Raw genomic sequence first — 11,544 nt, 5'->3', positions numbered from 1 at the left:
AAAATGTAGTACGGCTTTTTACAATTTTAGTGAAATGAAACAGTGCACTACGACTATTAAGTTAGACAGGATATTACGATTATTAAATTGAATAGGTACTTTAAAAGGAGCGTGATGATTACAATGAAAATAGTAAAACAATGGGTCCAAGAAGATAGTGATTACATAAGAGAAAAAGTAATTGAATATAATCAAAAACATATTTCAGATGAAGAGAAAAAACCTTCAGAAAAAATTAGTTTTATAGTGAAAAATGAAAATGAAGAAATAGTAGGCGGAATAACTGCAATTACATTTTGGCACCACGTACATGTTGATTTCTTATGGGTTTCTGAAGAATATAGACACGAAGGTTATGGAACCAAGTTAATAAAACTTATTGAAGAATTTGCACTTGAAAAAGAGTGTAGCCTAATCAATTTAGATACTTTTAGCTTTCAGGCACCTGCTTTTTATAAAAAACATGGATATAAAGTAATTGGAGTAAGTGAAGATCACCCTAAAGGGCATAATCGATACTATTTGGAAAAAAGGTTAGAAAATATATAGAATCCCAAAATGAATCAATCAAATCATAAAGAGCGTACGTTGAATAATTACTTTCAAAATACGTTCTTTTTATTTAGAAATGAAGGGGGATCAATTATTACCTTTACTAAGGGTAGATAAATGAAATACTCTATTAATTTTTTTATATTTTAAAACGATTAAATGGTAGAATGTAACAAAGACAGAAAATTCTTGTTATTGAAGGTGGACTTAGATGAAAAAAGTAAATGTTACATATGCGCTTTTATACGATAAAACAAATGAAAAGATCTTAATGGTAAAAAACAAAGGGAAGAATGGTTCTTATTACACACTACCAGGTGGTGCAGTTAAATTAGGAGAAACGTTAGAGGAGGCAGTCATTCGAGAAGTTAAAGAAGAAACCGGTCTACATATAACTGTAAATGGTATTTGTTACATTAGCGAAGCTTTTTTCGAAGAGAGAGGACACCATGCAATATTCTTTAATTTTTTAGGTGAAATAATCGGCGGGAAAACAAATATAACAAGGCCAAAAGAAATTGAAGAGATTACTTGGATGGAATTACATAGAGCAGAACCGCATTTACGTATACCAGAACACTTATTAAATATATTACAAAGGAAAGAAACAGTACCTTACTTTTTTAACGGAACAATCATTCATCAATCTTCATAAAACTATCATTTCATGTAAGGCGGGGAAAAAATGGAGTTTATCGTTAATCATAAACATTTCACTCAAGCACTTTCAGAAGTAAGTAAAGCAATATCTACCAAAGCTATAATTCCTATACTATCCGGTATAAAAATAACTGCAGATCAATCTGGAATTACTTTAATCGCAAGTAATTCAAATATTTTCATCGAAAAATTCATCCCTAGTTCCATGGATGACGAACAAATTACGACTACCTTAAAAGCAGGAACAATTGTTGTACCTGCAAAATACTTCATTGAAATTATAAAGAAAATGCCAAGCGATATAGTAATAAAAAGTAAGAATGAGCAAACAATTACCATACAATCAGAAGAAATCACATTAAACTTAAATGGCTTTCCAGCGAATGAATTTCCTAACGTACCACAAATAGACGATCATGCAGAAATACAAATAGAAACAAAACAATTGATTGATGCGTTTAAACAAACAGTCTTTGCAGTAGCGAAAAATGAATCTAGACCCGTTCTTACTGGAGTACATATCAAGTTAGACCACAACAAATTAATATGCGCTGCAACTGACTCTCATAGACTAGCTATACGTGAAACATTAATTTCTACTAATATGAAAGCGAATTGTATTGTACCAAGTGCAACCATTAATGAGCTTTTAAAATTAATGAACAGCAATTTAGAATTCGTTTCTATTTATCTATCAGAAAGTCACATTATTTTTACATTCGGCACAACTACGTTATATTCACGACTAATTGAAGGGAAATATCCTAATATTTCTACTCTCATTCCAAATGAATTTCAAACCGTCATTAACATAGATAGACAAAGAATGTTACAAGGGGTAGATCGATCAAGCTTATTAGCAAGTGAATGGGCAAATAACAATGTTAACTTAGAAATTGTAAACGAATCTACAATTCAAATTTCTTCTAACGCTTCTCAGATTGGAAAAATATCTGAGACTCAACAGATAGATGTAATTCAAGGTAAAAAACAATTCAATATATCTTTCGATGGACGATTTATGTTGGATGCTTTAAGGGCAATAAAAGAAGAAACGGTTACTTTAAGTTTCAGCGGTTCTATGAGACCAATATTAATTGAAGCAGGGACACAATCTGCAGCAATCCATCTTATATCTCCAGTAAGAGCTTATTAAAAACGGAGGAAGGAATCACGTTATGTACAAGCAAACTTTATGTTTTATAAAAAGAAATGAAGAGATACTTATGTTAAATAGAGAATATGATCCGGTAAAAGGATTATGGAATGGTGTAGGAGGAAAGATAGAAAAGGGCGAAACACCTTTAGAAAATGCGATTCGTGAAATAAAAGAAGAGACTAATATAAAAGTTACGTATGACCAAATTCAATTTAAAGGCATTATTACATGGGAGGATTCTTCATATTCTGGCGGTATGTATGTTTATCTAGTAGAGTTACTTCATGAATTTACATATCACACTCCAAAAAAGGTCTCAGAAGGAATTTTAGATTGGAAAGAGGTTTCTTGGATTCTTAGTGACTATAATTACGGCGTAGGAGAGATGATCCCTAAACTTTTAGTTGAAGTGCTCCACAATGAATTCATATTAGAGCATAATTTTATTTTATCTAATCATAAATTAATAAATTATAGGAATCAGAAATTGGTTAAGCAGGATAGGTTACTTACTTCTTTATATAATACTATTCGCTTATAAATAACAAACTAAGAGAAAATGAAAATTTCAGATAGGAGATTCGATATGTGGACAACAAATATTATCAAAACTCCAAGAGGAAAGTTTGAATATTTTCTAAAGGGAGAAGGACCTCCACTTTGCGTTACTCATTTGTATAGTGAGTATAATGATAATGGAAATACTTTTGCAAACCCATTTACTGACCATTATAGCGTATATTTAGTTAACTTAAAGGGATGTGGCAATTCAGATTTGGCTAAAACTGATTCTGAATATAGTATGACCGAAACGATTAAAGATTTAGAAGCGATTCGAGAAGCTTTATATATTAATAAGTGGGGGTTTGCTGGTCATTCGACAGGAGGGATGTTAGCTCTTGTATATGCGACTGAAGCACAAGAAAGTTTAACGAAAATAATTGTTGGTGGCGCAGCGGCGAGCAAGGAATATGCATCTCATAAAGATAGTATATACTGTAGTAAAAATGTAAAATTTAATAGAATCGTATCAATTATGAATGCATTAAATGATGATAGTACAGTACAAGAAGAAAGAAAAGCATTAAGTAGAGAGTGGGCACTTATGTCTTTTTATTCTGAAGAAAAGCTTGAAGAGGCATTAAAATTGCCGAATAGCGGAAAGACAGTTGGCAATCGGTTAAATTATTTTAGACAAGTTGAATATAAAGATTATGATGTTCGTCAGAAACTTAAATTCGTAAAAATCCCAGGTTTTATATACTGTGGTAAGCATGATGCACAATGTCCCTACATATTTTCTCGTGAAATAGCAAATTTAATCCCGAACGCAACATTAACTAAATTTGAAGAAAGTAATCATAATCCATTTGTTGAAGAAATAGACAAGTTTAATCAGTTTGTCAACGATACATTATAATCAATAAGTAAAAAGCGAATCTTTTATATAAGACAGATTCGCTTTTTATTATAATTAGACTTTTTGCCACCAAGCATACCTAGGATAGTTTGTAGATTTTAACGTAATAGATTCGCCAATTTGAGGCGTTGTAATTTTAACTCCTAAACGGTTAGCTTCTTTCGTAACACGTTCTATCGGGTCACTCCATTCGTGTAATGCTAATGTAAAAGCACCCCAATGAATCGGAAGAAGTAATTCTCCTTGTACATCAATATGAGCTTGTACTGTTTCTTCAGGCAACATATGAATTGCAGACCACCTTGGATCATATTGCCCGCATTCCATTAACGTAAGATCGAATGGACCGTATTTATTACCAATCTCCTTAAAGTGAGGCGCATAACCGCTATCACCACTAAAGAAAACTTTAGTTTCTTGACCAAGAATAAGCCATGAACACCATAACGAACAATCTCTATCTGTCATACTTCGTCCCGAAAAATGCCTTGCAGGAGCACAAACTAACTTAATATTATCAAATGCAATTTCGTCCCACCAATTATGCTCACTAATTTTACTAGGTGAAACGCCCCATTTAATTAAATATTGCGCAACTCCAGATGGAACATAAAAGTGCTTTGCACGATCTTTTAACTGCATAATACTTTTGTAATTCAAATGGTCATAGTGATTATGAGAAATGATAATCGCATCAATTTCTTGAAGATCTTCACGTTCTAAAGAAAAGGTACCACTATAACGTTTACTATTAAACACTGGAAACGGGGAAGAGGCATCTCCAAACATCGGGTCTAATAACAATGTTTTACCTTCTATTTTTAAAAGAGAAGCAGAATGGCCAAACCATGTAACACTCTCTAAAGACTTATTGTTTTTATCTGATAAAACAATAGGTAAATTCTTTATAGGACGCAACTTTGTTTTCATTTTAAAGTAATCAGTCATTAAACCTATAATATCTTTCGGTTTAAAACTTACATCAGTATGAATTTGATTTACATATCTCTTTTTCATTCGTTCTCCTTTTTACGTTTAACAATATACGTATGTTGTTATTGTGGCTATTTGTAGTTTAAACGAAATCATTTTATCTTTCACCGTAATTGCAGTACATTTCATAAATTTGTCAAATTCATTATTCTTATATACAAAATAAAAACCATGCAGCAGCAGATAAAACGAATACTAAGTAAATGTAAATTGTTTTAATTTAGTAAATTTCTTCTTACAAGTAACGAAGAACATACGTTTTGTTATATGTTAAAGAAGAAAATATGTCTCTAATTAGTAAAAGAAAGGAGAGGATGTAAGTGCAAATAGAGAGAAAAAAGAAATCAAAATGTAAACTATCGAAATCTGAAATAACGCAGCTATATACAGAAGGGAAGAGTACCTCAGAAATAGCTACGCTTGCTAATGTGTCTGCGAGGTATATTCGGATGGTTCTATCAGATAGCAACGTACCAAGGCGCGCTATAGGGAGCTGGAAGAGAAAGTATGACATAACAGAAGATTATTTTAAAACGTGGTCAAATAACATGGCTTATATTTTAGGGTTTATAGCAGCTGACGGTGTTATACCAAAAGAAAATCAATGCGTCAGTATATCACAAAAAGAAAGTTATATTTTAGAAGACATAAAAAAAGAACTAAAAACAAACCAGCCACTTTACCAAAACAAAAAGACAGGCGTATATATGCTAAACATTAATAGCAAAACAATAAAAGATGACCTTATGAACATACATGGAATTATGCCATGTAAATCTTTTAACATTGAATTTCCTTTTGTACCAGAAGAATATTTACATCATTTTGTGCGAGGGTATTTTGATGGGGATGGTTACGTCAAGTATGAAACTTATACAGTAAGCTTTGTAGGAGGATCATATAGCTTTATGAATTCTTTAAATCAGGTACTACAAAATCATAATTTACCAGCCGATTTACTAAATCAAAACAAACATTATCGCGTTATTTTATCTGGGAGAAAATCAATACAACTATTTTCAAATTGGATTTATAAAGACAAAGATATTTATTTGCATAGAAAATATGAAGTGTTCCAGAAAGAAAGTCTGAGTTTAGACCAATTACAAGATCGAAAATTAAAACAAACTAAAACTGCCGTTAAACAAAGAAAACAAAATTTCCTTAAAGAATATATGAAAAATAAATGTAGCGCTACAGCTTGCTCTAATTTAAAAATAAGCGAATCAACTTTTAAACGTTGGTTAAAAAATGATAATCAATTTAAAAAAGACTATGAAAGAATTCATTCATTATAAAAATGCAAGAAACCTTAGTATCTCTATGCTAAGGTTTTTAATTTGAGATTATTAGAGGATACTTATTTTCGTTTATAGAACTTAGTAAATACATAGATTTTACAATGAATTTACTCGTAAGGGAGGGAATATGAAATGCCCACTAATAATAGTCCGGAGAATATATTACATACAGCTTATGAAACTAAAATGATTTCATCTGGAGATAATTCGCCATCTATAAAAATAAAAGAAACGAAACTTCAATATTTACTTGTATTGATTCATCTTGGTTTTGAGTCAAATGCTATAAAAATGATGTTAAATTGGACGAATGATGAATTTGAAAAGCGCGTTAATTTATTAGAAGCAGAGGGGCTATTGAAACAAATAGGAGGGAGGTACTATCCTACGTGTATGATTATAACAGCTTGTGAAGGAGAAAAGCTTTATAACCTTTGTGAGCCTCTAATTAAACCAACACTTAAGATCATTGAAAATCATTCAAGTCATATTGAAGATATTTCAAAAAAAATCGACACGTTTAATCATTTATCTAGAGAATCTTATAGTCTTTTATTGTATAGTGGTGTGTTATTAGATTTTGGACAAATAAATTACATTGAAGGAAACTATTTAAAAAAGAAACGACCTTTAAGAAATAAGAATCGATATTATTTTGCTATTCAAGAACAAGAACTAACAGATATAGAGGCTTTCGGGATGTATGGTAATACATATTTAGATTTAGGAGAAGTTCAAATTGGTCTTTATGGAAATTCTCGATATTCAACATTAAATTTAATAACAGCAAACAACGAAATATTTGAAGAATATTTTCAAAACACTAATACTGATATTAATTATAAGAAAAAGCAATTAGTAAAAGGTTTCGTAGCAGCAGATAGACAAAAAGACTTACATTTAAACGTAGTTTACGAAAAATTAGGCTTATATCAAAATTCACAACCTGTTATCCCTGTATTTAAATCAACAGACTTATTTATACTTAACGAAATTGCAAACACAATCAGTGAAGATTTAGTCTTATTATTCAATGAAAACGATAAACCTTTAAAACAATACTTTGCCAGCAGCAGATACTCAAAAGAAATTACTTATGAAGAGTTTTTTATCTGGTGGTATCACTTTTTCTATACAAAACAAAAGTAACTGAAGAATTAATAAAACAAGGTGTAATTATAACAAGCACACAAAAAAATCAAACGTACATAATCCATCAATAACTTTAAATTAAAGTGTTAATATACTTTTACAAATGTAGCAACTGAACGGTAAAACCTGAATTTAAAATCTAATATAAAGAAAACAAGATATTTAAAGAGGAGAAGAGCCATGCAAAAGAAATTTATCAATCCAGAAACGATGCCACCAACTTTTGGATACTCACATGTAGTGGAAGTTAGTAATGCTAAACGAACGATTTACATATCTGAACAAGTAGCAATTGATATAGACGGTCAAATTGTTGGAATTAATGATTTAGCTACACAAACACGATTAGAGATATTCGAGATCAATACATTGACACTAATAATCCACCAGCAAGTTCAGCTGTCGAAGTTAGAAAGTTAATTAACGATAACTTATTAATTGAAATTGAAGCAATTGCTGTAGCAAACTAATTTTAAAAACGTATTTGCAATCATATTAATACAATTCGTTTAATGTGTTCATTTTAAACGAATTGTATTTTTTATTATTTAAAGTCTAATTTATATAGCTGATAAAGTGAATAACTACACAATCAGTCACACATTACTAATTCGGTAAAAAAGGGGACTGTAACACCTGAAACTAACATTTAATAAGTTTATTATTTTTAGTAAGTTAACATAATATATATTATAGGCAGTTATAAAACCAAAGCAATATCAGGTATCAAAACCCAAGTAAACTATACTTAATGAGACGAAACAGAGATTTTTAGTGAGATTCGTATAAAATCTTATTTAAACGCATTTATACAGTTTTTGTCGTTTTTTAGTTATAAATTCATCACAGCAAATCTTAATCGATTATTGATTAAGATTTAACGAATCAAAAACATTTTTGATCAGTAACAATTTTTTTATGCAGAAAAATCTTTTTACAAAATATAAATAGCAATAATTTTATTTTATGTTGTACTTTATAAATTTATTGCTATTTACACACGTTTTACAACTTTACATTATTTCTTGTTATTTCTGTTATTTACGCTTGACTTTTATTATTCGTATTATCTTACACTCTAGTTAACATAACGTTTATTTTTAACATAAAAAAATCTCCCTCACCTTCAGGAAGATTTTTTAGCTTGCTAGTATTTCATTTATATCTTTTTAGTAGCAATCCCAGTTGTAAATAACATTGGAAAAATTTAGATTTAACAAATCTTCTTTTTTAATAAAGAAATTAGCAACACCAGAATCTCCCCACATAATATTTAATGAGTCGTCTGTATCGATTTGTAGTAATAATATATCATGTTGTTGGTATTTTTCTTCCCATTCCCTTGGATCTGTCTGTGTAAAAAATGGATAACCACCAATTTTATGTCCGAAATCTTTACATAAATCATCATACAGTTCGCCTAATTCTGTATTATTTTCTTCATCAACAATTTCTTCCCAATCAATATCCTCACTAAACATCTTTTCAAATCGATAATCTCTAGATGTTATGGGTTGATAATCTAATTCAAATTGTAATTTTGCTGCTTCAGGTATGATAAAGTCTTCTATTTCTAAAATGTTTAAATAACTAAAATCAGTAATTACCTTATTTAAATCTTCAGTAATTGTAGAATGATAAATAATTCGAAAGTCTTTTTGGATTGTTGGGTGATCAAAATCTGCTCCATAAAGCTCATCATCAGTACTTACGAAAAACTGCAATATTCCTTTTTGGGGCATATATTCAACATGCGGAATTTCTTCAAAGTTTAACTGCGCAAGTAACATCATAGGTTGTCCATTTGAATCTTTAGGATGCTCTTGATCTATAGGTAAATACGGATAACCACCAAACTTACTCTCAAAAAGAGTTGTCTCTGCTTTCGTTCCAGTCACTTTAATATACGGTTTCACACTTTCTTCTAAAATAGTACGATACTGTTCTAGTTCTTTCGGAATTTGAAGTTGATACGTATTTTTCATCACATTTGCCTCCCTTTCATAATGAATTGAAAATGCCTTACTTAATTATATAGCAAGAGATAGCTTCATTAAAAATTGTTAAAAGTCCGTTTTCACCCTCGTTTTTTGCGCACTTGGTGGACAAAGTAGGTTATGTTCTAAAACCTTTTTATTAATAGTTCGAATTAAATTCGCTGCTTCTGCAGTATTTGTATTTTCTTTTAGTTTTTCTTTTAAGTCATCAATTTCCTTTGAAATCTCAATCCACCTAGGTAAAACATGATTATTTTTCAAAGTTCTATACAGTTGTTTTTCAGGATTGTACGAAAGATCTTTATCAAGATTCAGTGGTTTCCCTTTACCAGGTAAATGATCAAAAGACCCTTTCTTTTCTGCTTCTTTAACGATAGAACTAATATGATCCTCATACGTATAGGACCAAACTTTCTCATCTTTTACTAAAATCTCTTGCTTTTTTAGTTTTTTATCTAGTTCTTCTTGATTCATAGATTCTCTCTCCTTTTTATTTTTTAGTGTCGTTTTTGTAAGTTCTAATGCCCTTAATCCATCGAATAGTTTTTCTCGCCACCACACGCTATCATGTCCGCCTTGAAACTCTTCATAAATGGTTTGGTATTTCTTTTCTTCTAAAGCTCTATATAGCCGTTTATTAGCCGTTAAAAGAGGTTCATTTTCAAGTTCACCTACTGCTATGTAAGAATTGAGATGAGTCGTATTAAAATCTATTGATGAAATTTGATTTTCAATCCAAGGAATTGTATTTTCATAATTATCCTTTTCCCAATGTACGGATCCAGACATTGACAACACATTTCCAAAAATATATGGATTTTGAAGTGCTGCATAAAAAGCTGCTAGGCTACCAAGACTGAAACCTGCAATTGTTGTATGTTTCGCTTCTTTATGCACACGATACTTAGCCTGAATCCACAGAAGTAATTCCTTCGTTAAAAATGTATTCATTTTATCGTTATAAGTTAGCTCTTCTAATCGATCAACAGGATCTATAGCAACAGCAATACACGATGGGATTTCTTTTTCGTAAATTAAATAATTAAGTGTTTTTGTGATTGAAAGGTCATTAATGAATGAATTCCCATCAAATACAATGAGAAGTTCTTGAAGATGTGAAGTGTGAGAATAATCATGAGGTGTATAAATATGAATTTTACGTGTGTTATTTAAAATCGAACTATAAAAAGAATATGTTTCAATCTTTCCGGATGGATAATCATTTGAAGGAAAACGACTGCTATACTGCACTTCCATATCTATTTTTAACACAGACGCTTTATTGGCACCTTCTCCAAATACATTTTCATTGAATGGGTCTAGTCGGTACTGTTCACTACGCTTTATCCAATCATTTTTGAAAAAATCATTTACTGTAAAATAATAAGTTGAAATGAACCTCTTATTCGTCCTAAACGTAACATACCAAATATCTGTCTGTAACAATCGTTGTAATTGATTTACAGACAGATCCCAACCAGGAAAACTACCGACTACATAAACATTTTCAGTATTTTGATCACCTAACCATATATACGTTATAAGTTTATACTGATTATCTATAGGACATTGTTCTACTAGTGGTGTATGATTTGACTTGATTTCATCCAAAAAAGTATAAAGAGCTTTTTCGTTTCCATTCTTTAATTGATTTTTAAGCTTCTCTAACTTAGGACTGATTATTGTAGTCACCTCTCTTCCTCCTTTGTAGTATTCTATATGTAGTTTTTTCATTAGAATCCCTATATAAAAGTAGTCGTAAGTTATGTGTTTAGAGAAGTTATTGATTAGAAAAATGATCAATTGCTTGAATAGAAAGTTCCAATGATTTTATTCTTCTTTCTAAAAGAGTTCTTTGAGGACTCCCGAGCTTTGACTTAACATAAATCTTTTCAATTGATGGAAGCAAACCAATTAGAACATTTCGAGCGTCTGCTAAATCCTCTTGCGTGTAATGATGGGTTTCTTGATTCCAAATACTTTCTAACATAGCTAAGCCGATACTAGCTGCTTTGAGTCTTTTTTTCACTAAAGTAGTGTTTGAGCCTTTTTGAGTCATCTGAGATAGCGCATTTTCAAGTTTACGGATTGTTGACTGTAAAGATTTAATTGATTCTACTTTATCTACATTTGATACGTTTTCCATATTAAACCTGTCCCTTCTTCGTTTCTAAATTAGTTTTCTTGATATTTGATAATACCATTTAGAAGCGAATTTTACTCGAAATATTTGAGTTGGACATGAATTGAAAGGAAAACAGCTAACAAACTTCTATCTCCTCCTTCACACATTCCCTATATGTACTTCTT

Annotated in this window: 10 protein-coding genes and 3 pseudogenes; 9 read left to right on the top strand and 4 right to left on the bottom strand. The window is 30.7% G+C overall.

Annotation, left to right across the window (positions count from 1 at the left end; genetic code table 11):
• The first annotated feature begins 123 nt into the window (after positions 1-123).
• The 5 genes from ACTFNE_RS06835 to ACTFNE_RS06815 all read left to right on the top strand — a co-directional run bounded on the left by ACTFNE_RS06835 (position 124) and on the right by ACTFNE_RS06815 (position 3,791).
• Positions 124-549: a GNAT family N-acetyltransferase gene (locus ACTFNE_RS06835; RefSeq protein WP_103626682.1), complete on the top strand. Its 426-nt coding sequence runs from the start codon at positions 124-126 to the stop codon at positions 547-549.
• Positions 550-763: 214 nt separating this feature from the next.
• Positions 764-1,207 carry an NUDIX hydrolase gene (locus ACTFNE_RS06830; RefSeq protein WP_000757642.1) on the top strand — a complete coding sequence of 148 codons (444 nt, stop codon included), beginning with the start codon at positions 764-766 and terminating at the stop codon, positions 1,205-1,207.
• Positions 1,208-1,237: 30 nt separating this feature from the next.
• Positions 1,238-2,368 carry a DNA polymerase III subunit beta gene (gene dnaN / locus ACTFNE_RS06825; RefSeq protein ID WP_270704816.1) on the top strand — a complete coding sequence of 377 codons (1,131 nt, stop codon included), beginning with the start codon at positions 1,238-1,240 and terminating at the stop codon, positions 2,366-2,368.
• Between the two features lie 22 nt (positions 2,369-2,390).
• The gene (locus tag ACTFNE_RS06820) at positions 2,391-2,912 is read left to right on the top strand and encodes an NUDIX hydrolase (RefSeq protein WP_046199138.1); all 522 of its coding nucleotides are present in this window, start codon (positions 2,391-2,393) and stop codon (positions 2,910-2,912) included.
• 45 nt (positions 2,913-2,957) lie between these two features.
• Positions 2,958-3,791 carry an alpha/beta fold hydrolase gene (locus ACTFNE_RS06815; RefSeq protein WP_046199137.1) on the top strand — a complete coding sequence of 278 codons (834 nt, stop codon included), beginning with the start codon at positions 2,958-2,960 and terminating at the stop codon, positions 3,789-3,791.
• Between the two features lie 54 nt (positions 3,792-3,845).
• Here the strand turns inward: ACTFNE_RS06815 and ACTFNE_RS06810 are convergent, their stop codons facing one another.
• Positions 3,846-4,808: an MBL fold metallo-hydrolase gene (locus tag ACTFNE_RS06810; RefSeq protein ID WP_046199136.1), complete on the bottom strand. Its 963-nt coding sequence runs from the start codon at positions 4,806-4,808 to the stop codon at positions 3,846-3,848.
• Positions 4,809-5,104: 296 nt separating this feature from the next.
• On the opposite strand from ACTFNE_RS06810, the gene ACTFNE_RS06805 reads away from it, so the two are divergent.
• The 4 genes and pseudogenes from ACTFNE_RS06805 to ACTFNE_RS06790 form a co-directional block, all read left to right on the top strand.
• The gene (locus tag ACTFNE_RS06805; RefSeq protein WP_046199135.1) at positions 5,105-6,082 is read left to right on the top strand and encodes an LAGLIDADG family homing endonuclease; all 978 of its coding nucleotides are present in this window, start codon (positions 5,105-5,107) and stop codon (positions 6,080-6,082) included.
• Positions 6,083-6,217: 135 nt separating this feature from the next.
• Positions 6,218-7,308: pseudogene (locus ACTFNE_RS06800) on the top strand (hypothetical protein).
• Positions 7,309-7,417: 109 nt separating this feature from the next.
• A pseudogene (locus ACTFNE_RS06795) lies at positions 7,418-7,582 on the top strand (RidA family protein); the annotation flags it as partial.
• A gap of 2 nt (positions 7,583-7,584) precedes the next feature.
• A pseudogene (locus ACTFNE_RS06790) lies at positions 7,585-7,707 on the top strand (Rid family hydrolase); the annotation flags it as partial.
• A gap of 699 nt (positions 7,708-8,406) precedes the next feature.
• Here ACTFNE_RS06790 and ACTFNE_RS06785 read toward each other — a convergent pair.
• The 3 genes from ACTFNE_RS06785 to ACTFNE_RS06775 all read right to left on the bottom strand — a co-directional run bounded on the left by ACTFNE_RS06785 (position 8,407) and on the right by ACTFNE_RS06775 (position 11,380).
• Positions 8,407-9,222 carry a YwqG family protein gene (locus ACTFNE_RS06785; RefSeq protein ID WP_270704817.1) on the bottom strand — a complete coding sequence of 272 codons (816 nt, stop codon included), beginning with the start codon at positions 9,220-9,222 and terminating at the stop codon, positions 8,407-8,409.
• Between the two features lie 78 nt (positions 9,223-9,300).
• Positions 9,301-10,926: a DnaJ family domain-containing protein gene (locus ACTFNE_RS06780; RefSeq protein WP_270704818.1), complete on the bottom strand. Its 1,626-nt coding sequence runs from the start codon at positions 10,924-10,926 to the stop codon at positions 9,301-9,303.
• 88 nt (positions 10,927-11,014) lie between these two features.
• Positions 11,015-11,380 carry a hypothetical protein gene (locus ACTFNE_RS06775; protein WP_000432681.1) on the bottom strand — a complete coding sequence of 122 codons (366 nt, stop codon included), beginning with the start codon at positions 11,378-11,380 and terminating at the stop codon, positions 11,015-11,017.
• Between the last annotated feature and the right edge of the window lie 164 nt (positions 11,381-11,544).

Origin of the sequence: Bacillus cereus group sp. MYBKT111-2 (assembly GCF_051915205.1) — a bacterium.
In the GTDB taxonomy this organism is placed as follows: domain Bacteria; phylum Bacillota; class Bacilli; order Bacillales; family Bacillaceae_G; genus Bacillus_A; species Bacillus_A paranthracis.
This window is presented reverse-complemented; position numbering and strand designations above follow the sequence as displayed.

Excerpts from the sequence above, each read along its gene's own strand:
- ACTFNE_RS06775 (WP_000432681.1), bottom strand. The coding sequence starts at position 11,380 with ATGGAAAACGTATCAAATGTAGATAAAGTAGAATCAATTAAATCTTTA.
- ACTFNE_RS06835 (WP_103626682.1), top strand. The coding sequence starts at position 124 with ATGAAAATAGTAAAACAATGGGTCCAAGAAGATAGTGATTACATAAGA.
- ACTFNE_RS06815 (WP_046199137.1), top strand. The coding sequence starts at position 2,958 with ATGTGGACAACAAATATTATCAAAACTCCAAGAGGAAAGTTTGAATAT.
- dnaN (WP_270704816.1), top strand. The coding sequence starts at position 1,238 with ATGGAGTTTATCGTTAATCATAAACATTTCACTCAAGCACTTTCAGAA.
- ACTFNE_RS06785 (WP_270704817.1), bottom strand. The coding sequence starts at position 9,222 with ATGAAAAATACGTATCAACTTCAAATTCCGAAAGAACTAGAACAGTAT.
- ACTFNE_RS06820 (WP_046199138.1), top strand. The coding sequence starts at position 2,391 with ATGTACAAGCAAACTTTATGTTTTATAAAAAGAAATGAAGAGATACTT.
- ACTFNE_RS06810 (WP_046199136.1), bottom strand. The coding sequence starts at position 4,808 with ATGAAAAAGAGATATGTAAATCAAATTCATACTGATGTAAGTTTTAAA.
- ACTFNE_RS06830 (WP_000757642.1), top strand. The coding sequence starts at position 764 with ATGAAAAAAGTAAATGTTACATATGCGCTTTTATACGATAAAACAAAT.